Origin of the sequence: Pedobacter sp. KACC 23697, from assembly GCF_045348445.1 — a bacterium.
GTDB lineage: Bacteria > Bacteroidota > Bacteroidia > Sphingobacteriales > Sphingobacteriaceae > Pedobacter.
In genome coordinates this window covers 521900-543858 of record NZ_CP157485.1, presented here as the reverse complement: position 1 = coordinate 543858, position 21959 = coordinate 521900, and the positions used below count along the sequence as shown (strand labels likewise).

The 21959-nt window shown below is 38.6% G+C and carries 21 protein-coding genes; 16 read left to right on the top strand and 5 right to left on the bottom strand.

All coding sequences use genetic code 11. The annotated features are described in order from the left end of the window. The first annotated feature begins 30 nt into the window (after positions 1-30). Positions 31-786, top strand: coding sequence for a DUF1570 domain-containing protein (locus ABEG20_RS02105; protein ID WP_406825767.1), 756 nt, complete (start codon positions 31-33; stop codon positions 784-786). Between the two features lie 4 nt (positions 787-790). On the opposite strand, the gene ABEG20_RS02100 is transcribed toward ABEG20_RS02105, so the two are convergent. Continuing rightward, entirely contained in the window at positions 791-1537 is a 747-nt protein-coding gene (locus tag ABEG20_RS02100) for a hypothetical protein (protein ID WP_406825766.1), read from the bottom strand. 136 nt (positions 1538-1673) lie between these two features. Between ABEG20_RS02100 and ABEG20_RS02095 the strand changes: the two genes are divergently transcribed. Further along, positions 1674-3500, top strand: a complete 1827-nt coding sequence (locus ABEG20_RS02095) for a DNA polymerase III subunit gamma/tau (protein ID WP_406825765.1) — start codon at positions 1674-1676, stop codon at positions 3498-3500. Between the two features lie 64 nt (positions 3501-3564). On the opposite strand, the gene ABEG20_RS02090 is transcribed toward ABEG20_RS02095, so the two are convergent. Then, positions 3565-3972 carry a hypothetical protein gene (locus ABEG20_RS02090; protein WP_406825764.1) on the bottom strand — a complete coding sequence of 136 codons (408 nt, stop codon included), beginning with the start codon at positions 3970-3972 and terminating at the stop codon, positions 3565-3567. 270 nt (positions 3973-4242) lie between these two features. On the opposite strand from ABEG20_RS02090, the gene ABEG20_RS02085 reads away from it, so the two are divergent. Next, positions 4243-4746 carry a hypothetical protein gene (locus tag ABEG20_RS02085; protein WP_406825763.1) on the top strand — a complete coding sequence of 168 codons (504 nt, stop codon included), beginning with the start codon at positions 4243-4245 and terminating at the stop codon, positions 4744-4746. A 300-nt stretch (positions 4747-5046) separates the two neighbouring features. On the opposite strand, the gene ABEG20_RS02080 is transcribed toward ABEG20_RS02085, so the two are convergent. Beyond that, on the bottom strand, positions 5047-7266 hold the full coding sequence (locus ABEG20_RS02080; RefSeq protein WP_406825762.1) for an NADP-dependent isocitrate dehydrogenase: 2220 nt from the start codon (positions 7264-7266) through the stop codon (positions 5047-5049). 899 nt (positions 7267-8165) lie between these two features. Between ABEG20_RS02080 and ABEG20_RS02075 the strand changes: the two genes are divergently transcribed. The 5 genes from ABEG20_RS02075 to ABEG20_RS02055 all read left to right on the top strand — a co-directional run bounded on the left by ABEG20_RS02075 (position 8166) and on the right by ABEG20_RS02055 (position 15513). Further along, positions 8166-9368 carry an ankyrin repeat domain-containing protein gene (locus ABEG20_RS02075; protein WP_406825761.1) on the top strand — a complete coding sequence of 401 codons (1203 nt, stop codon included), beginning with the start codon at positions 8166-8168 and terminating at the stop codon, positions 9366-9368. 9 nt (positions 9369-9377) lie between these two features. Continuing rightward, a complete protein-coding gene (locus ABEG20_RS02070; RefSeq protein ID WP_406825760.1) occupies positions 9378-10724 on the top strand; it encodes an ankyrin repeat domain-containing protein in 1347 nt (448 codons plus the stop codon). A 361-nt stretch (positions 10725-11085) separates the two neighbouring features. Beyond that, positions 11086-11658, top strand: coding sequence for a hypothetical protein (locus ABEG20_RS02065; protein WP_406825759.1), 573 nt, complete (start codon positions 11086-11088; stop codon positions 11656-11658). A 405-nt stretch (positions 11659-12063) separates the two neighbouring features. Continuing rightward, positions 12064-13383 carry a PQQ-dependent sugar dehydrogenase gene (locus ABEG20_RS02060; protein WP_406825758.1) on the top strand — a complete coding sequence of 440 codons (1320 nt, stop codon included), beginning with the start codon at positions 12064-12066 and terminating at the stop codon, positions 13381-13383. 78 nt (positions 13384-13461) lie between these two features. Next, on the top strand, positions 13462-15513 hold the full coding sequence (locus ABEG20_RS02055) for a TonB-dependent receptor (RefSeq protein ID WP_406825757.1): 2052 nt from the start codon (positions 13462-13464) through the stop codon (positions 15511-15513). A 55-nt stretch (positions 15514-15568) separates the two neighbouring features. Here ABEG20_RS02055 and ABEG20_RS02050 read toward each other — a convergent pair whose 3' ends face one another. Next, on the bottom strand, positions 15569-15916 hold the full coding sequence (locus ABEG20_RS02050) for a single-stranded DNA-binding protein (protein ID WP_406825756.1): 348 nt from the start codon (positions 15914-15916) through the stop codon (positions 15569-15571). A 235-nt stretch (positions 15917-16151) separates the two neighbouring features. On the opposite strand from ABEG20_RS02050, the gene ABEG20_RS02045 reads away from it, so the two are divergent. The 6 genes from ABEG20_RS02045 (at position 16152) to ABEG20_RS02020 (ending at position 19261) form a co-directional block, all read left to right on the top strand. Beyond that, the gene (locus tag ABEG20_RS02045; protein ID WP_406825755.1) at positions 16152-16511 is read left to right on the top strand and encodes a hypothetical protein; all 360 of its coding nucleotides are present in this window, start codon (positions 16152-16154) and stop codon (positions 16509-16511) included. Positions 16512-16593: 82 nt separating this feature from the next. Beyond that, positions 16594-16932 carry a n-acetylglutamate synthase gene (locus ABEG20_RS02040; protein ID WP_406825754.1) on the top strand — a complete coding sequence of 113 codons (339 nt, stop codon included), beginning with the start codon at positions 16594-16596 and terminating at the stop codon, positions 16930-16932. 28 nt (positions 16933-16960) lie between these two features. Further along, the gene (locus ABEG20_RS02035; protein ID WP_406825753.1) at positions 16961-17494 is read left to right on the top strand and encodes a MepB family protein; all 534 of its coding nucleotides are present in this window, start codon (positions 16961-16963) and stop codon (positions 17492-17494) included. 92 nt (positions 17495-17586) lie between these two features. Further along, positions 17587-18435 carry a bifunctional helix-turn-helix domain-containing protein/methylated-DNA--[protein]-cysteine S-methyltransferase gene (locus ABEG20_RS02030; protein ID WP_406825752.1) on the top strand — a complete coding sequence of 283 codons (849 nt, stop codon included), beginning with the start codon at positions 17587-17589 and terminating at the stop codon, positions 18433-18435. After that, a complete protein-coding gene (locus ABEG20_RS02025) occupies positions 18432-18677 on the top strand; it encodes an Ada metal-binding domain-containing protein (RefSeq protein WP_406825751.1) in 246 nt (81 codons plus the stop codon). The genes ABEG20_RS02030 and ABEG20_RS02025 overlap by 4 nt, the downstream gene beginning before the upstream one ends. Then, the gene (locus tag ABEG20_RS02020; RefSeq protein WP_406825750.1) at positions 18653-19261 is read left to right on the top strand and encodes an alpha-ketoglutarate-dependent dioxygenase AlkB family protein; all 609 of its coding nucleotides are present in this window, start codon (positions 18653-18655) and stop codon (positions 19259-19261) included. Before ABEG20_RS02025 ends, ABEG20_RS02020 begins: the two co-directional genes overlap by 25 nt. A gap of 443 nt (positions 19262-19704) precedes the next feature. Here the strand turns inward: ABEG20_RS02020 and ABEG20_RS02015 are convergent, their stop codons facing one another. Further along, positions 19705-20496, bottom strand: a complete 792-nt coding sequence (locus tag ABEG20_RS02015; protein WP_406825749.1) for a hypothetical protein — start codon at positions 20494-20496, stop codon at positions 19705-19707. A gap of 394 nt (positions 20497-20890) precedes the next feature. Here ABEG20_RS02015 and ABEG20_RS02010 point away from each other — a divergent pair, with 394 nt between their 5' ends. Together ABEG20_RS02010 and ABEG20_RS02005 are read left to right on the top strand one after the other, a co-directional pair. Next, positions 20891-21415: a GNAT family N-acetyltransferase gene (locus ABEG20_RS02010; RefSeq protein ID WP_406825748.1), complete on the top strand. Its 525-nt coding sequence runs from the start codon at positions 20891-20893 to the stop codon at positions 21413-21415. Positions 21416-21490: 75 nt separating this feature from the next. Further along, positions 21491-21889, top strand: coding sequence for an META domain-containing protein (locus ABEG20_RS02005; RefSeq protein WP_406825747.1), 399 nt, complete (start codon positions 21491-21493; stop codon positions 21887-21889). The last annotated feature ends 70 nt before the right edge of the window (positions 21890-21959 follow it).

Here is a 21959-nt window from a genome sequence, read left to right as displayed (position 1 = left end):
ATGTAATATATTAGGCTACACTTCCTCAACATGAACAAAATCCTATTATTAATAGCAGCCAGCCTGATCAGTTTCTTCTCCTTTGCCCAATACGTGGAAATTAATACGATGAACTGCAAAATAAGCGATAGCGAGCAGAAGAAGATCGAAAAACTGATTGCTTACGAGCGCATGTTCTGCAACGAAATTTTCGAAACCAGCAATAACATTACGGCCCCTGTTAAAATCAATCTTTATGGAAAATCAAAAGATTACCGCATAGAAAAAAATAAGTATAACGCGCCATTATCAACCGGATTCTACGTTCCGGCAATAAACCAGGCTTTTATTATGAAGAGTGGCGATTTTATTCCCGTGGCCCTGCACGAGGCCAGTCATAGTATTTTCCAGTTCAATTACCAAAAAGCACCAAAATGGTTAAATGAGGGCTTAGCTGAGTTTTTTGAAACCCTGGATTTTGACAGTGAAGGAAACCTATACGCCTATCCTCAGGGCAACCGGATTAAAAGCATAAAAGCAGGTTTAGCGTATAAGGATACCGACAGGCTAAAAACATTTTTCAGGATCTATGATGCCACTTTTTATGGCCATGGGATTGACGACAATTATAATACGGCCTATAGCATGATTTATTATTTCGTTAAAAACAAAAGCACCACCGCGTTAAAAAACATCGTCAGGCTAACTGCACAAGGTTATGAAACTGAAAAAGCCATCGCAATTACTTACGGCAGCTTTAATGCATTTGAAACCAGCTATAAACAGTTTTACAATCTACATCGTTAAAATATTAATATTGTTTCACCTTTATACGATAGTTACCTTTATAATATTCTTTCATTTTAATCACCTCTTTTGATTTCTCGGTTAGCCAGAAAATGGCATAACTGTCCTGGCTGTAATTAATTTTCAAAAGCCAGCATTTGGCGGTGAGATCTGCATTTAATTTCAGTTCATCTTTACCAACCACTTCATAACGATGGTAGGTTGCCGATTTTTCATTGGTATCAAAAAAGGAAATATCAAATTGCTGACCAACCTTTTTAATTGGTAATAAGGCATAGGTTTCTAGGTCCTGTTCCCATGAAATGACCGGAATATCCAATTTAACCGGACCTTTTTTGATGGCATCATTATTTTTAACCGTATCAGATGGCTGCATCAGGCCATTTTTAAAATCGTAAGCAAAAATACCCCTGCGTTTATAATTGGCACAATGATAAATTGGAGACATTGTTTTTCGCTCGCATATATTCGTTATTTGAGCGATAAGGGAATCGTTATGGAGCCAATTCCATCTAAATTCTACAACTTCAGTTTGATCTCTTTTTTTAAAAGTGCTAGTTCTTTCCCAAATATCTCCAATAGTGCGCTTTGTTTCAAGAGAATCGGTCATATAAACCAGGTAGGTGTTTTTTCCTTCTTTCAGATTATTTATCAGCAATTTATGGTTTCGGGCATTTATTGTATCAACCTGTGCCATCGAAGCGCCTGTAAACGAAAATAAAATGATGCTGATAAAAATTAATATTCTCATATATAAAAGTTTACGGTTAGATTAAATCTCTTATCAAATGTTACTTCATCTTTTGTAACCGATTGCAATATTTCAACTTTTCCACATTCCAACTTTTCAATCTTACAACACCTAAATTTTTCCTATTTTCGTGCCGATGGAAAATTTTATCGTTTCTGCCCGTAAATACCGCCCAGCCACCTTCGAAACCGTTGTTGGTCAGCAGCATATTACCGGCACGTTAAAAAATGCCATTAAAAACAATCAGCTTGCCCAGGCATTTCTATTTTGCGGGCCACGTGGAGTGGGTAAAACCACCTGCGCACGGATCCTGGCCAAAACCATTAACTGTACCAATCCTACAGCGGATATGGAAGCCTGCGGCCAATGCGATAACTGCCTTTCTTTCCAGAACGGACATTCTTTTAATGTTCACGAATTAGATGCGGCTTCAAATAATTCTGTTGATGATATCCGCAGTTTAATTGAGCAGGTACGTATACCGCCACAAGCCGGAAAGTATAAAATCTATATTATTGATGAGGTTCATATGTTATCGCAAAGTGCATTTAATGCCTTTCTGAAAACATTGGAAGAACCGCCTTCTTATGCTATTTTTATCCTGGCTACGACCGAGAAACATAAAATCCTGCCAACCATTTTATCACGTTGCCAGATTTTTGATTTCAACCGCATCCAGGTAGAAGATATTGCAAACCATCTGTCAACTATAGCCCAGCGCGAAAATATAGCTTTCGAAAGTGACGGTTTGCATATTATTGCCCAAAAAGCAGATGGTGGATTGCGTGATGCGCTTTCCATGTTCGATCAGATTGCCAGTTATGCAAACAAGAACATTACGTATAAAGCGGTAATCGACAACCTCAATATTTTAGATTACGACTATTTTTTCAAGCTTACTTCCTATTTAACCGCAGCAGAAGTGAGTCAGACATTGCTCCTTTTCGACGAAATTCTGAATAATGGCTTTGATGGCAACAACTTCATCAATGGCTTAGCCAGTCACTTCCGTAATTTATTGGTGGGTAAAGATGCCGCTACCATTAAATTGTTAGAAGTTAGCGAAAATATTAAACAAAAATATCTTGATCAGTGCAGGCAAACCGAATTATCATTTCTGTTAACCGCGCTGAATTTAGCCAACACCTGCGATTTAAACTATAAAAACTCTAAAAATCAGCGTTTACAGGTAGAGCTGGCATTGATTAAAATGTGCCATATCCGATCTGTCGTCCATTTAGCACAACAACCTTTAAGCCCTAATCACACAGCAACTGACGGAGATCAGGATAAAAAAAAAACTAATGTCGTAGCTGAGCAAGCTGAAAGTACAAAGCTAAAGGCTGAAAGTGAAAAGACTATTTCTGTACCGGCACCTGCTGTTAATATCTCTGTACAGCCCAGTATCCCTGTAGAAGAAAAAGCAAAGGAAAGCCCGAGAGTGAGTAATCCCCCACCATCCACCACTTCCATCAGCATCAATATACCCAAGGCAAAAGCAACAAGTATGCTCATTCCTTCTTTGAACGATTTTGATCGCATAGCACAGGAAGAAGAAGATAAGGGACCGAAAAAAGCAACCGGAGAAGCAAGGGAGCCTTTTAGTTACGACCGTTTGCTGGAAGTATGGAATGCCTTTACGCAGAAAATGAAGGCTGCCGATAAGATTAACCTTTTCACGATCTTAAATAATTTTGCGCCAAAACTTTTAAATCCTGAGCTCATCGAAATTTCGGTAGAGAGTAAAACACAGGAACATCTGGTACAACAAGAATCTGTTGAACTTTTAAATTTCTTACGGAACGAACTTAGAAATTTTGGTATCGAAGTTACTTATAAATTAACCGAACGGAAGATAGAAAACAGGCTCTACGGTAACCGCGAAAAGTATGATTACCTGGTCAATAAAAATCCCAAATTGGACGAACTGAGGAGAAGATTTAATTTAGATATTAATCCTTAGGCAGTTTTCAGTTAGTAATTTTCAGTTGGCAGCTGAATTAAAACTGCCAACCGAAAACTCTTAATTAATCTTTTGGCGCATCATTAACCGGATAACCTTCTTCATCCAGATCATCACGGTTATCTTCGGGTGTACGTGCAAGAATTTCATCTTCTGCACTAAGTTTTACACTCTCCCCGTTATCTACATGCATACCTAGTTCTTCTAAATTATCTTCAGCTATGTCCTCATTCCGGGCATACTCATCCCCAACATAAGGGTTTGCTTCATCATAAGTAGAATCGTCATCTCTTGCACCTGCAGCAACAGTTTCATATCCCATCGGATGATCATATTCTTTATCCGTTCCCTTAACATCAAGCTCATAACTCTGCTTACTTTCATCATAAGCAAGATTCTCTTTGTTAATTTCACTATTTTCGGTAGTGCTGTGTATTTTATCCTGCGATCCTTTATTTTCGTTAATGGCCATAGTATTGGTCTCCTATAATTTATAATGTTATAACAAAGCGGTGTAGATAAGGTTTTTCTTCGTAAAAGAATTTTGTTATGATCAGGGCGTGCCCCAGGCTGCGCAAGGGCCGGGCTATACACTGCAAGTCCTCGCCCGATGAAAAAACCGGGCTGCGGGCTTTCCGTTCCTATTCCTCACGCAGGCCAAGTGCCTGAAAATTCCATTTGGTAAGTTAGATTATCCTACTAAATTTACGGTAAAAATGCTAATAAAAGATACGCTACAACATTGAAAAATCTCAGGGCTTTAATACCAGGTTTCGTTACTTTAATTTTCTCCATTTACCTTTTGGTTGACATTCTTTTTTCCAGGAGCTTACTTAAAGAAACCAACGGCATTCTTGAGCATTCAATGGTTGATATTGAAACCGTAATAATTCCAAGAAGCCGTTCTTCCGAAGCTGATACCAACAAATTTTCCGTGTTAAGTTTTAAACTAAAAAATAACAGGCAATCGTTTAAAATTAACCAAAGACTAGAAAAGATCCACGACAGTAGAAACGAATTGGATGCGGTGAATGAGGCTTTAAAAACTTCAAAAAATCTCAGTCTTTTACTAAAGAAAAGTCTTTTATCTGATGATGTTAAAGTCTATCAGATCAACTCGGATGGATTAATCATTTATGATAACACTGAAGATGCCGGTAACACTTCATTTCTACTTTTCTTTTTCTCTATTGCCTCTTCTATATTCTTTTTTGCCATTTATTTCTGGCCTGGTGATGGTAAATGATTTTCTTTTCGGTCTACATCTACATAAATAGTATCGCTGTCCCATCCACCTAAACCCGATCAAAGCGGGATGCTACCGATCCTTCATCGGGAGCAGAAGCGGGAGCGGGACTACTGTAACCCAAATGCTTCTGCCACTGCTTTCCAAATGAATAAGAATCATAAAATTCCAGCGAAATGAATAAAAATTGGAAATAATACATCATAAAAAAAGCGTCCCGATTTTTTACATCAGGACGCTAAATATTTCAGGAGTTGTCAACTCTCAATTAAAGAAGCACATTAAAGTGAACCACTTAGCTTATAAACTAGCTAAAGACGCATTTAATGTTTCACTTGGACGCATGGCTTTACTTGCCAATTCATCATCAGGGTTATAGTAACCGCCAATGTTTTGAGGTTTACCTTGTGCACCGATCAATTCTTCGTTAATTTTCGCCTCTTTTTCCAACAGGGTTTTGGCTAATGGCGCAAATCTGGCTTTCAGATCAGCATCTTTGCTTTGTGCAGCTAATGCTTCGGCCCAATATAAGGCTAAATAGAAGTGAGAACCACGGTTATCGATGGTTCCTAATTTTCTGCCCGGCGATTTATCAGTTGCCAAAAATTTAGCATTTGCCTCATCCAGGGCATCTGCCAATACCTGCGCTTTTGCATTGTTTTGGGTTTGCGATAAATGCTCTAAAGAAGCCTGAAGTGCCAGGAACTCCCCTAGCGAATCCCAACGCAAATAACCTTCCTCAATAAACTGCTCAATATGTTTTGGAGCAGAACCACCGGCACCGGTTTCGAACAAACCACCACCGTTCATTAAAGGTACAATAGATAACATTTTAGCAGATGTTCCCAGTTCTAAAATCGGGAATAAATCTGTCAAATAATCACGCAAAACATTACCCGTAACCGATATGGTATCTAAACCTTTGCGGATACGCTCCAAAGTAAATTTAGTAGCTTCGATAGGAGCCAGAATGCGGATGTCTAAACCTGTAGTATCGTGATCTTTTAAATAGGTATTTACTTTTGCAATAATCTCTCTGTCGTGCGCTCTTTGCTCATCTAACCAGAAAACCGCAGGCGTTTCTGATAAACGCGCCCTGTTTACCGCTAATTTTACCCAATCCTGGATCGGTGCATCCTTGGTTTGGCACATACGGAAGATATCGCCTTTTTCTACTTTCTGATCGAAAAACACCTTGCCATCAGCATCAGTAACACGGATAATCCCTGCCCCTGTAGCCTGGAAAGTTTTATCATGTGAACCATATTCTTCAGCTTTTTGCGCCATTAAACCAACATTTGGTACCGAACCAATGGTAGTTACATCAAATGCTCCGTTAGCTTTACAGTCATCAATGGTTGCCGTGTAAACACCAGCGTAAGAACGGTCTGGAATTAAAGCGATCGTGTCCTGAGGTTTGCCCTCCTTGTTCCACATCTGTCCCGATGTACGGATCATGGCCGGCATAGAAGCATCTACAATCACATCACTTGGCACGTGCAGGTTCGTAATGCCTTTATCAGAGTTTACCATGGCTAAGGCTGGTCCATTTTCAATGGCCTGTGCCAAAGCGGCTTCAACTTCTGCCTGTTTAGGGTTGCCTGCAATTTTTGCATAAACATCACCTAAACCATTGCGGGTATCGATATTTAGTTCCTTAAAAAGGTCTGCATATTTGGTAAATACAGCTGCGAAATAAACTTCTACAATGGCTCCGAAAATAATCGGATCGGAAACCTTCATCATGGTTGCTTTTAAGTGCGCCGATAATAAAACACCTTCAGCTTTAGCTTCAGCAATTTCTTTGGCCACAAAAGTTTTCAATGCCGATAAGCTCAATGCAGAACTATCAATCACCTCTCCTGCCTTTAGTGGGGATAAGCCTTTTAATTCGGTTACCGTACCATCAGTAGCTACAAATTCTATTTTAAACTGGCTTGCTTCAGCAACAGTGGTAGATTTCTCCGAACCATAAAAATCGCCTTCAGTCATGCTGACTACTTTGGTTTTCGAATCTGCTGACCATTTGCCCATGGAGTGCGGGTTTTGTTTAGCGTAGTTTTTAACCGCTTTAGGTGCCCTACGGTCAGAGTTACCCTCACGTAAAACCGGGTTTACAGCCGAGCCTAAAACTTTTGCATATTTAGCTTTAATCGCTTTTTCTTCGTCGCTCTGTGCATTATCAGGGTAATTTGGAATAGCAAAGCCCTGCGCCTGAAGCTCCGTAATTGCGCCTACCAATTGTGGGATAGAAGCAGAAATATTGGGCAATTTGATAATGTTTGCCTCTGGAGTGGTAGCTAAAGTACCAAGTTCTGCCAGCGCATCACCAATTTTTTGATCGTCTTTTAAATACTCCGGAAAGTTGGCCAAAATTCTTCCTGCTAAAGAAATATCTCTGGTTTCTACATCAATACCCGCTGAAGCGGTAAAAGCTTGTACGATAGGTAAAAGTGAGTAGGTTGCCAACATTGGCGCCTCATCGGTTTTGGTGTAGATAATTTTTGATGTATTTGACATGTTATATTGATTTTGCTTATTAAGTTTAATTATTAGACTGGTTTAAATCAATCTTTTTAAAATCGCCTAAAGATAAAAGAATCGAATGAATTAAGGAACACAGTAATGTTATTTATGAGGTAGATGCATTATTCCCTTAGTAAAATATTAATCAAGGTAAATTGTTTTGGAGCACAGGGCCGTCCACTTTTTTATGTATTTCTGATTAAGATATATTTGCTTTATAAAATGTTAATGACGGTAAATTGTTTTGGAGCGCAGGGTAATTCGCTTTTTTTATCGTTACTCCTGCTCTCCGCTTTATCCCGATGAAAATCGGGGATGCCGCTCCGATCAGGGCTATAAACCGGGGCCTATGGCACGGAAAATTAACATCGTAGCAGAAAACTACCTTAACTAAACCTGATCGGACGAATGCCATTTTTCATGGCAGCAGGTAGAGCAGGGGGAAATTAACCTATGGAATACTGCAATTGCTTTCCAAAAAAATAAATGTAAAATGTTAATGAAGGTAAATCGTTTGTAGCGCAAGGCCATTCGCTTCTTTTACCATTATTCTTTGCTCTCCGCTTTATCCCGATGGAAAAATTCAGGATGCCCGCTCCGATCAGGGCTATAAACTTGGGCCTGTGGCACGGAAAACCAGCCTAGTAGCAGTAAAACGACCAAGCTAAACCTGATCGAACAGATGCCATTTTTCACGCCAGTAGGCAGAGCAGGAAGAAATTAACCTATAGAACACTTCAATTACTTTCCAAAAACTAAGCAGCTAACAAGACATTTTTTATCATTCTGATTCACTGCAACATTCCCGATAGTTTTAGATTACACAAATTCTTTGGCTAAACTTTTGTAGCGAGAAGCGCATATATCTATCTATTTTAAAAATTTTAATTGAAATGACCGAAACTACCTTAGATCAACAGTTAAATGCCCGAAAATTTGATGAAGCTAAAAACTTGATGAAAAACGGCGAAAAACTCTCCAAAAACCTGCAGGATTATCAGAAATCATCAATTTTCGACAACCTCATCAAAGAAAAACAATACGAAATCCTGAATATGATGGTTAAAGATAAGACCATCGAAACCGACATTTATGAATTCGACAATTTTGACAAAAGTATTTTCCAGAGTATTGTTCGCAATCTCGGCAACGAAGAGGAAGACATTGCCTTCTTCAACGAATTTATTAGTCACTTCGATAACCTGAACGATGAAGTAAATGCGAAAACCTTATTGGGTTATCTCTTCGAAAATGGCGTTGGTTTAGGCGTAATAAAAGCATGTATTGATGCAGGCTGCACGACTAATTTTAAAAACAATGCGGAAGAAAACTACATCCACCAGGTCGTAAAAAGCAATCTGCGCAGGTATAACCTGAATGAAGAACAAACCACCGATTTAATTAAAGGGTACATCGATATTCTGCTTAACGAAGGTGTTGATATTAATGAAGGCAATATTGTACAGGAAACGCCTTTGATTATTGCGATAAAGTTTAACAAGAAGAATTTAATCGAACACTTGTTAGAAAACGGTGCAGACCCGAACCATATCGATCGCGACGGTAATTCAGCTTTCTTTTATGCCGTGGCACATGCTCAAAGTGAAAGTATGTACGACACCCTGCGCAATTTTGATTCCCCAGCGTTTGATCAGGTTAACAAAAAAGGGGAAACATTGTTGTTTGAATACGTGCGTATGATGTCGAACAGTGAAAGCAGCATCAACTTCCTTAAAAAATTGCTTGGCGATGGGGCCGATCTATACCAAAACAGTACCTGGTACAGTGCTGATAAAACTCCATTGGATGTAATTGCCGAAAAACAGGCCAATATTCTAGAAGCAGTGTTAGAAAGTGGACAGGTAGATATCAACAGAACTGATGATCAGGGAAATACTTTGCTACATAAAGTTTGCGCTTACAATGTCAATTATGAAGCCGAAAAAGCAAAAGAAACCTATCGTAAAGTGAAACTCCTGATCGAAAACGGAGCAGATACGATGTTAAGCAACGATAAGGATCAAACGGCTTTAATGCTGGCTTCAGATGATAACCTGAAAATAAAAACTGTTGAACTGCTCATGAAACAATCTTAAAATATGTCGATGTCATTTATAATTGCCTGCGAAAGCGGCAAAAGGAAAATAGCCGAACTCTTATTATCCAATAATGAAGTAGAAGTAGGTTACACGGATGAAAAAGGCCGGACGGCACTTCATTACGCTGCACATCATGGATACTTGGATCTGGTAAAAATGTTAATCGAACGAGGTGCAGATTTAGATTACGAAGACCATGACGGTGAAACACCCTTTTATTTTGCCTGTCTGCAAAAACAGAAACAAACGGCGCTTTATTTATTGGATAAAGGTGCAAGGGTTGATATTAAAGACCTTAAAGGCAATAGTTTATTACACTTAACTGCCCAAAACGGCCAGATTGAAGTTTTAGAAAAGTTGCTTGATAAAGGCCTGGATGTGGACAGTGAAAATAACGAGGCAGAAACGCCCCTGCTTCTCGCATCTGCCTGGAGAAATAAAGAAGTGGTTCAGAAACTACTGGAATTTGGCGCCAATATCAATACCACCAATAAAAATGGCGATTCACCGCTGATTTTTGCAGTCAAATCTAAAAACACCCCAATGGTTGAATTGATCCTCGATAAAGGTGCCAACATCAACCAGGTAAACCACAATGGCGAATCGGCACTATTGCTTGCCTGTTACGATGCCAACCGCATGCTGACCAAAACATTGGTAGAAAAAGGAGCAGATGTATTTGTTTCTTCAAAAAATGGCTTATCGCCAATCTGGTATGCCTGTGCCAATAACCAAAAAGAGATTGTCGATTTATTTTTGGAAAATGGTGTGGATGTAAATTATGCCAAACCAATTTCAGGCAACGATGATTCCATGTATTCGTATCTGGAGTGGGTAGAAACAGCTAACAACATTTCCATTTCGGCCAGTTTCTCTTTTGATAATAACTACAATTACGGAGGCGAAAGCATGCTGCATGTAGCCGCTAAGAGTGGCCATTTAAGTATGTTAAAGCTGCTGATAGAAAAAGGTGCAAACGTGAATATCCAGGATGAAAGCGGCAACACCGCTTTACATTATGCTGCAGCAAATGGTAAAAAAGATGCCGTTAAGTTTTTGCTCGAAAAATCTGCCAACCCCTCCATCGTAAATGTGAAAGAGCAAAAGGCCATTGATTATTCGAACATTAAAGGCTTTAATGAAATCACCGAGCTCCTCTTGAAATACGGGCCCGCGGCTAATCCAAATATTGAGACTTCAAATATAAAATCAACAGAAAATAGTGTTGAAATTCCAAAAAATGATATGGCAACCAAAAAACAGGCCTTATTGGATTTAAAAGAGTTACTGGATGCCGGAATTTTATCACAGGAAGAATTTGATACGGAGAAAGCGAAGATTCTGAAAGGTTGAGGTTAAACCACAATTTAGCTGATTTACTTAAGGTATCTTCAATGCTGAGTTTCAATTTATTTCATAAAGAAACATGGATGACGGTTGGATTTTAGAGAATTGATATCCGCGAGGGGTCGTCATTCCCAACACGATTGGGAATCTTAATGCAATAAGCTTTAAGGTTCCCGCCTGCGCGGGAATGACGAATAAGCTAATGGAATCTCAATGGTAGTGGAGTGCAATGTAGTCGAGATATCTATATAAGCGGATTTCTCCATTTCGCTGCGCTTCAGTCGAAATGACGAAATTTTGTAATGAAAAATATCGTCTAATAATTTTTTAGTTCTAAATTTATTCGACATTACTAATATGCGCACAAATGAAACGTATCTCTAAAATTAAACTCCAGGTATTTAATCTGATCTTTCTTTCCGTTTTTATATATGCCTGTTCGCCTAAATTATATCTTGACGAAAATAAACGTTATCAGGCGGGTACATTATCCGAGGCACAGATTGATTCGCTGCATACTTTTTTAAAACAAAATGAAAGGCTCACTTTAAAAGACACCATTATTATTAAGTACGATTTTAATAAAGACGACTGTTGGAACGACCTCAGTTACCAAAACGCAGAATTCCTGAATAATGTAAGATGGGCCTTTCAAAAGAACATTCAGGAAAAAGCAGAGGCCAGACCAAAAGTTGCCATTTACCAGTACCGGGAGGAAGGAAAAAGTTTCAGTCCTATTAAATCCAAGGGTTTGGAAATAGAAACCGATTCAGGCTTTCTGAGAAAATTATTGTTTAAAGAGCCTACTTCCTGCGGTACCTCAGCCATTGTGCTTTCTAATGGGAAATTCTTACTGGTAAAATCCGATCCGCAATTTTCTGCGCTGATACTAAACGCCAAAGACATTGAACAGAAATTACTGGAAAATCTGGTCAAATAAAGATCAGCGGAACCAATCCAGCGTTAAAAACGATTAACAAAATTTAACTAAAAAATTAGGTGTAATACTGTAATTTAGTTCTAATGAATCGCTTTCAAATTAACGCTGGAAAATTTATGATCAAATTCCTTTACTTCGCTCCCACAAGCTCAAATTATATCATCGTTTGATGACCTGATTTTTCTAGATCAATCAAGAAATTAATTTAAAGGACTATAAAAATACTTCCCTGCTATCATTATAGCATTAAAACAGGGGAAATAATATGCGCTCTCCAGGAAGGTGCTCCCGGGTGCTTTCCTTTTATTATTTTGGCCTTGCGGCAATTATGCCAGCGCTAAAAACATCTCTCCGTTTTCGATGTTATATTTTTTAAGATAAGTTCTTAATCAAAAAACGGATAACATGAAAAATAAGATTTTTTACGCATCAGTGCTTTCTACTGCCTTCCTATTTGGATGCCAATCCAATTCTAAATCTCAAAAACAGGGAGAAGATACCACTGTAACCACCAAAGCCGGAGCAGTAGATTTGCCAGCTCCGGATACCAATGCCGCAAAAAACAAATTCAGCAAGGTAATTGGCTGGCCGGACGGAAAAACACCTGTTGCACCAGCAGGCTTTACGGTAACCAAATTTGCAGCCAACATTAAAAGTCCGCGCAATACCTATATAGCGCCCAATGGTGATGTATTGGTAGTCCTATCCAATTCAGAAAGAAGTACCGCTGAAGCAGTGGCCAATACGGTAACAGGTAAAGCAAAATCAGAAGTACCAGGAAAAAGTGCCAACACTATTCTGCTGTACCGCGATGAGAATAAAGATGGTAAAGCCGAAATGGTAACAACTTTTTTAAATGGTTTGAACCAACCCTTCGGCATGCTGATTATAGGCAATTCATTTTATGTAGCCAATACCGATGGTTTGTGGCAATACCCTTATAAAACCGGAGACACCAAAATTACGGCAACAGGTAAAAAGATCCTGAGTCTCCCGGCAGGTGGTTACAACAACCACTGGACAAGAAACCTGATTGCCAATGCCGATAACAGTAAGATTTACGTAACTGTTGGATCGGGCAGTAATGTTGGCGAAAACGGGATGGAAAACGAAGTAAGAAGAGCCAATATCTTAGAAATTAACCCAGATGGAACCGGTGAAAAAATTTATGCCAGTGGTTTGCGAAATCCGGTGGGTATAGATTGGGCACCATCCACAAATATGCTTTGGACAGCGGTTAACGAACGCGATGGATTAGGCGACGATCTGGTTCCGGACTACATCACGAGTGTTAAACAAGGCGCATTTTACGGCTGGCCGTATTCTTATTATGGCCAACATGAAGATCCTCGCTTAAAAGGCCAAAACCCGGAAATGGTAAAAAAAGCTATTGCTCCGGATGTTGCGGTTGGTGCGCATACCGCATCCTTAGGACTGGCCTTCTATAAAGGTAAAAAGTTTCCGCAGAAATATCAGGGAGGTGCATTTATAGGCCAACATGGCTCGTGGAACCGGTCTGCTATTTCCGGTTATAAGGTAGCTTTCGTACCTTTTAAAGATGGAAAACCAATTGGAAAAATGGAAGATTTTTTAACCTGTTTTATCGCCGACAAGGATAAGGCAGAAGTTTATGGCCGCCCGGTTGGCGTTACCCTAACACCTGATGGTGCTTTGCTGGTTGCAGATGATGTTAGCGGTGTAATTTGGAAAGTAGAGGCGAAATAATTTAAAATTAGCCACAGATTAGCAGAATATAAAGTAATTTTATTCAATAATCTGTGGCTCAATAAACCTTCTTACATTTTGAAATCGAACTTTACCTTACTGTTTATCCTGCTTTTTTCTACAGCCTTTGCGCAGACCATCAAACCCGATTCCATCAAAAAACTCGAAGAAGTTACCGTAAAAGGTTATTATAATAACCAAACTTTACTCAGATCAGTATCAGCTGTAAACCTGATAGACAGCAGCCTGATAAAAAATCAACCCAACAACTCATTGGTGAGTATGTTAAATACGGTTCCCGGAGTACGTATGGAAGAACGCTCGCCAGGCAGCTATCGCCTATCGCTCCGTGGCAGTTTACTTCGCTCCCCTTTCGGCATACGAAATATTAAAATTTACATTGATGATTTTCCTTTAACTGACGCAGGTGGAAATACGTACTTAAATGCTTTAGATGCTTCTGCAATAGGAATGATGGAAATCTATAAAGGTCCGGAAGCCAATATTTTTGGTGCAAATACCGGCGGTGCCATTTTAATTAATCCGTCCATTATAAATCGCAATGAAATTAATTTTTCAGCTACAGGCGGTTCTTACGGCTTCTTCCATCAAACAGCGTCCATCAAACGGCAATACAAAAAATACAGCTTCAGTTTTAGCGAAGGATACCAGAGAAGTGACGGCTATCGGGAGAACAGTGCAATGGATAGAAAATATCTTCAAACCTTGCAGCAATGGAATTATAACAATGCCGGTAGTTTAAAGGCTTTTGCTTTTTATAGCGATTTAAAGTACCAAACACCAGGTGGATTAACGGCTTTGCAATCAGATCAAAATCCCAGACTGGCCCGTCCGGCAACCTCCACATTACCTGGAGCCATTTCGCAACGAGCTGCTATTTATAATAAAACCATTTTCGGGGGAATATCTAATGCTTATCAAATCAGCAAGCGATTGAAACACGTCATTGCTTTATTTACCTCCTATACCGATTTCAAGAACCCTTTTATTACCAATTACGAACAACGTTATGAAAGTACAGTCGGATTAAGAACATTTCTGGATTATGCAGAGGTTAAAGAAAACATAAGGCTTAACGCTCAGATTGGGTTAGAAAGTTCAGGCACTAAAAGCCAGATTAAAAATTTTAATAACAATGCTGGTGAAGCTACCGCAATGCAGGCTTCAGACCGGTTAAAAGCTGGTCAGGATTTTGCTTACCTGAGGTTAAACTTCGATATCAAAAATAAATTACTGATTGAGCTTGCTTCGAGTTTAAATTTCTACAGATACCATTACGAGAGTTATTTCCCGGTTGTTATTGCCTCAAAACAAAGAAAGTTCGATGCCCAGTTTATGCCAAAGGCAGCGGTATCCTATCTCATCACGTCTGATTTTTCGGCCAGAGCTTCAATCAGTAAAGGTTATTCGCCACCAACCATTGCAGAAGTCAGGGCCTCAGATAACAATATCAATAATGACCTTCAGGCAGAATTTGGCTGGAATTACGAATTAGGTACGCGTTATAAAACCAAAAACAATCGCTTCTACGCTAGCGGAAACCTATTCAGCTACCAATTAAAAGATGCTATCGTTAGAAGGTTAAATCAAAATGATACCGAATATTTTACCAATGCCGGCGGAACCAGGCAGCGAGGAATTGAACTGGAAACGGCCATTTGGATAATCAGCAATAACGCATCCTTTTTAACAGGTTTACATTGGAGAACCAATTACACTTACAGCCATTTTAGATTTGAGAATTTCACAAGTGGCATAAACATGTTTGATGGCAACAAACTTACCGGGGTTCCAGAAAATGTCCTGATCAATAGTTTAGAGTTTAACTTTCCAAAAACAATTTACCTTTTTGTACAGCATAATTATACTTCTTCAATCCCTTTGAATGATGCCAACACCGTTTTTGCAAAGAGATATCATTTGGTTGAAAGCAAATTAGGCATCAGAAATTTAAACATCAACAAAATCAGTCTAGACCTTTTTGCGGGAGTAAACAATCTGCTGAATGTACAATATAGTTTAGGTAATGACTTAAATGCCGCAAATGGAAGATATTTTAACCCGGCCACAGGCATTAATTTTTATACAGGCCTTTCTATCCGGTTGTAATGATTAAATCGCATCATATAAATTGTTCATCCATATGATGCGATTCTTCCTTTAGCTAAAATATCTCTTTCTTTTCTTTTTCTTTAATTACGATATCACCAACAACTATTTCGATGGCGTAGCGTTTTTTCCCGTCTGCACCATCATAACTATTCGTTTGTAACCTACCTTCGATAGTTAAAGCGGTACCCTTTTTAACCTGCGCTTCTGCCAGTTCGGCTTTTGCGTTCCAGAAAATCAAATTAAACCACTGCACTCTTTTTACTTCCTCACCGGATGAATTTCTGTAGTTTTCATTTATAGCCAGGTTAACCTTTGCTAATTTTTGACTTCCGAAATTTTTAACCTCTGCATCTGCTCCTGCAAATCCACTTAATACTACTTTGTTAACTGCACTTTCCATGATTTTTAAATTTTAAGTTTCTAAATGTTTAACGAACAGTCATCACCTCGATGACCGACAGGACAAAGTTGCAAACAGCATCAAAAATTAGTCGGATGTTAAACATTTATAGCCGTTTATAAACGTTTATAATCGGATAATGCACACTCTAAGCTGCACTACAGCATTTTATTTTTTATTCATTATTTTATTTTATAACTTAGATCATCATCCCATAATAAAAAAAGCGATTATTATGGAACGTTTATGCTTAGACTGCGGAAGCCCGCTAAAAGGTAGGGCCGATAAAAAATACTGCGATGATTCTTGCCGCAGCAATTACAACAATCGTTTAAATTTCGAGGATAATCTCGTGATTAAAAGGGTAAATAACATTCTAAAAAAGAATCGTGCTATTCTTGCTGCACTAAATCCAAACGGTAAAACAAAGGTCATCCGTAAAAAGCTGGTTTCGGCGGGATTTAATTTTGAATTTCATACCTCCAGGTACGAAACCCAAAATGGCAATAGCTATGTTTTCTGTTATGAATATGGTTACTTATGGTTAAATGAGGAGAGTTATCTGTTGGTCAAAAGAGAAGAAAGCCTGAGCTAAGCTATTTAGCTAAAGGCTTAAGTTTTGCGGAGTCCTGTTGGGATTTTTTTATTCAAACGGAGATGCTTAGTTTTATCAACTCATGATAAATTACGACAATAAGATTTTTAAACCTGTAACCAATTCGGAAAATGGCGAAACATCGGATGAAACCATTTTCAGGTATAAACAGAAGGGAAATATACTAACGGCTGAATATGAGGGTGGAAAAATTATTTCTGGTCATTTGATTGGATTGGTCGATCAGGATGGGAACATCGAAATGCGCTATCACCAGGTAAACAAACAAGGTGAATTAATGACCGGAATATGTAGGTCAAAGCCAGAGTTATTGGCTAATGGCAAAATCAGACTTCATGAAACCTGGCAATGGACCTCAGGAGATCAATCGACAGGACAATCTGTTATTGAAGAGCAATAAGTTTCGCTTACCAAGCTATGGAAACCATATGCAATTAGAAACTGTTACAAACCGCATTTCATCTCTATTAAGAACGGCATCCGATTTAGTATACGATCCACTGGGTTATCAAATAAGTAACCTACAAATAGAAAATGAAAGTCTGGAATATGCCGCCTGTACTTTTGAATTAAATGGTCTGAAAATCAAACACCGACTTTCTAAAATCACCCCAACCAAAGCGGGGCAGTTTGTAACTATCTGGAAACGAAATGAAGCAGGAATTACGGCTCCTTTTACTGATCAGGATGAATTTGACCTGCTGATTATATCTGTTAATGATGCCGGACGATCCGGACAGTTTATTTTTCCAAAAGCAATTTTGGTACAGCATAAAATTATCACTGCAAATGGCATAGCAGGTAAAAGAGGAATCAGGATTTATGCACCCTGGGATGTAGCCGTAAATAAACAGGCCCAGAAAACCCAACAATGGCTAGCGCCCTACTTTCTTCAGATAGACATCAACGGAAATACAGATCTTACAAGGGCAGAGAAATTAATTGGCAACGGAATTAAATAAACAGGCGATCAAAATCTGGTTAAACTTAGCAAGTTTCGGGTGGTTTGCCTGTTTTTTCCAAACTACTTTTGGGATGTAAATTACTCAATACCATGAAAGCACAAGAAGAAATCAATTTCAACCGGATAGCTGAAGCCATAAACTATATCAAAACAAATTTTAAAACACAGCCCGGTTTAGAAGAAATTGCAGAAAAGGTAAACTTAAGTCCCTATCATTTCCAAAGGTTATTCTGCGAATGGGCGGGCACCACCCCTAAACGTTTTTTACAATATATCAGCATTGGTTATGCCAAAGAAATGCTGAAAGAAAACCAAAGTTTATTCGATACCGCATTGGCAACCGGCTTATCTGGAACGGGCAGGCTGCACGATCTCTTTGTCAATATCGAAGGGATGACACCTGGCGAATATAAAAACGGTGGCGAAAAGCTTTGTATCAATTATAGTTTTGCAGAAAGTCCGTTCGGGAATATCATCGTAGCCAGTACCACAAAAGGGATTTGCCATATCGCTTTTTATGATGATGAAAATGTTGCTTTTGCAAATCTGCAGTGCCAGTTCCCAGCAGCTCAATACCAACAGATATTGGATAAAGAGCAGCAAAATGCTTTATATATTTTCGGTCACGATTGGAGCAAAATGCAACAGATTAAACTACATTTAAAAGGTACCGACTTCCAGTTAAAGGTTTGGGAGGCTTTATTAAAAATCCCCATGGGTAAACTAGCCACTTATGGCAACCTTGCGAAACAACTGCAAAACCCAAATGCATCAAGGGCGGTGGGTACTGCCATTGGCGATAACCCGGTGGCTTTTCTCATTCCCTGCCACCGGGTAATACAATCAGGCGGGGCCTTGGGTGGCTACCATTGGGGAGTAAACCGAAAAACAGCAATGATTGGCTGGGAAGCAGCAAAAACGAATTATGATCACGAATGATTAAACATATCGATATTTCAACTGAAGAGTTCAAAAAGTATGTTAAAAACAAACATATTTGCTTCGGCGGAAATGCCAGGTTGAAAATTTACGGACTACTTAAATGCAGATCGGGAAAGCGGATGAAGAAAGAAAACCGCGTATTTTTCCGTTCTGAAGCAGAAGCACTCAACATGGGCTATCGCCCGTGTGGGCATTGCTTAAAAAAATATAAAAAATGGATTTATTCAATACCACAATAGATATTAACAAAAACCTGCTCCCATATGATGGAACAGTGAATTATTATGGCAAATTATTCCGGCAGCCAGAAGCCGATCATTATTTTGATGCGCTGATCAAAACGATTGAATGGAAGAACGATGAAGCCTTTATCATGGGCAAACACATCATTACTAAAAGAAAAGTAGCCTGGTACGGAGATGAAGCCTATTCTTATACCTATTCCAATCAATCGAAAACTGCCTTAAGATGGACAAAGGAGTTATTAGCGCTAAAAAAGATATCAGAGGAACAAACAGGTACAACGTTTAATTCTTGTCTACTTAATTTATACCACAATGGTGATGAAGGCATGGCTTACCATAGTGATGACGAAAAGGCCCTGGCAAAAGATGCTGCCATTGCATCGCTAAGTTTTGGTGCAGAGCGGAGATTTTTATTTAAACATAAAAAAACCAAAGAAACAATAACCCTGTTTTTAGAAAATGGAAGTTTACTGGTGATGAAAGATGAAACGCAAACCAACTGGCTCCACAGATTACCTACAACCAAAAAGGTAAGTAAGCCCCGGATAAACCTCACCTTTAGAACAATAGTGGTTTAGGTATATAACCTCACTTGAATTAATCATCAGATCTTGAGATTTTTTATGAACTTTTTTAATTTCCGATCGTCACCCTGAATTTATTTCAGGGTTCTGTTCTATAAAAAATATGCTGACCAGGCAGTAGCTACGAGACAATTGAAAACGCTAGCGCTAATTGTAAAATGAATCTGACAGCTATCTGATCAGCATGACAATTAGCCTGTAAAAAAACAAAAACTTACAGCAAAAGATTGATATATAATAGGAGAAGCAATCTCTATCATGAAGATTGCTTCGTCGTTCATCCTCGCAATGACTAGTTTTATTATAAATTGATCAATAGCAAGTGTATAATAAAAGGCTTTTTGTTTCGGTGGAAAAATTGTTCAAAAGGCCCAATAACAAATTTTTGATTGGAGTTAAAGGTACATTTACAATCGTTGTTAATAATTTATACAATCTTAACGTTTGAACTCACTAATATCCACAATGCGGTCGTCGTCAGCATTTTTCTTTAAAAAAGAGGTTCCGTGCTCATTTGGCACCCAAGTATAGTCTCTTTGGATATTTGCTACCAAGGTTTCAGGCTGACTGGTTAATGATGCAGGCAGGGGCAGGTTAAAAGTTTCTCCGGTTTTAGTATTTACCTGGTATAAAGCATTTGCCGTCAAAAATGCCAATGTAGTTTTATCGCTGGAATACATAAAGAATTTCCCCTGGATACGCTCATCTTCTTTCTGGCGCTTAACCGGGTAAACCCTTGAATTGATGGTGGTGATCAAAAAATCGTTGTTCACCAACCAATTGCTTCTGGTTAACTCTTCCAATCCGTTTGTATATTTTTTATCTTCAGCACCTTTTGAAGGCTTGTTCAGGCTCACTACTTCCGTTTTCCCACCATTTATATAAATGATGTAAAAAGGATCCATCTTATCCTTTCCATTGTCGCTCTGAACCAATACAGCTGTTTTTTGTGTATTGATAAATGATGCTGTTTTAAATTTCTTGGTTTCAGCATTTGGCGCGTCGTCTATGATAACGGCTGTATCCTTAGATTTAATGATAAAACGATCCGCAGCAGCTATTTTCCCGGAATCAGTTTTTACTATGGTTAAAATGTTTTTTGCTGATTTTGGAAATACGTTAAAATCATCACCTGCAGCAAATGCGCGTGCTTTAAAAGTTTTTTCCGGGTTGCCTCCGCAGCCAAATAAAACAACGGATAGTAAGAGTGCATAAAGCGTAATTTTCATGGTTTAGCTATTTATATTTTGCGCTAATTTAAAATCTTTATTGCTTTTCTGTAATTAAATCCTACAGAAAATTAGTGCTTAAATTTAAAATTCGACTTAAAGTAGCATTGAGACAATTTTTCCGGAAATTTTGATCTTAATTTTTCACCACCAAATTCAGCGCGCGAACGCACAGCGGTCATAGGATCAAAAGTATTCATGTCCATACTCCGTCGTTATGTCCCAACTTTCATTCTCAAACCGCTGCACAAATTCGATTGGATTTGCAGGAACAAATGCCAATATCCCGTCCCCCCTTAATATTGCAGAACGTCGCAACATTATTCCATGATCCATCTTACATCATCCATCTTACATAACTTTATCTTAATTTTGATCAAAAAAGGAGCATGGTATGAAGATTTTTGCTGAAACCGAACGTTTAATTTTACGCGAATTGATGCCCGCTGACGCGGAGGGTATGTTTGAAATGAACAGCGACCCAGATGTTCAACTTTATCTTGGTAAAAGACCCGTAAAGTCAATTGAGCAAAGTATGCTGGAAATTGAGTTTATCAGAAAACAATATGTAGAAAATGGCATTGGGAGATGGGCGGTGATCGAAAAAGCAACAGGTGATTTTGTAGGGTGGTCTGGTTTAAAACTCATAAAAGAAACGACCAATAACCATGTTAATTATTACGATCTGGGATACCGGTTTATCAAACGGTTCTGGGGAAAAGGTTATGCCACAGAAACGGCAAAAGCTGCGCGAGATTATGGTTTTAATGAGCTAAAGTTAATTGAGCTAATTGGTATTGCAGATATTAATAACCTGGGATCTATCCGTGTGCTGGAAAAAGTGGGGCTAAAACGGATTTCCATTTTCGACCATGATGGTACAAAACACCACTGGATGAAAATTGAAAAATCAGTTTAGCTTTATCTAAAACGGATTTACCTTTTATTGGTTTAGTTTTTGATGATAAAAAGAAAATAATATAAACCTTTTGTTATGAAAAACCTTATCTACTGTGGAATATTGATCTTATTATTGAGTTCTTGCAAAGAAAAATTAGATCCGGCAAGTTTTACCAATACCCAATGGGAATTAACAGCATTGCCGGGATTAACTTTACCCTCAACTGCTAAAGCAACGTTAAACTTTGCTGACAGCCTTAAAATCAGCGGAAAATCGTTCTGCAACAGTTACGGCGGACAAGGAGAAATAGCAGACAATAAAATAACCGTTAAAAATGTTTTCAGCACAAAAATGTTCTGTCAGGACACTGATGCGGCTGAACGTGCTTATTTACATGCCCTTAACCAGGTTAATGGTGCTAAAATAACCGACAATAAGCTACAACTGTTAAATGGCGATAAAACCTTAATGGTTTTCACTAAAACGAACTAGAATCTTTACAATCATAAAAAGGCTGAATAAAGTATTTTTGCTATTTTCGGCCTTTTGAGTTTAACGCAGG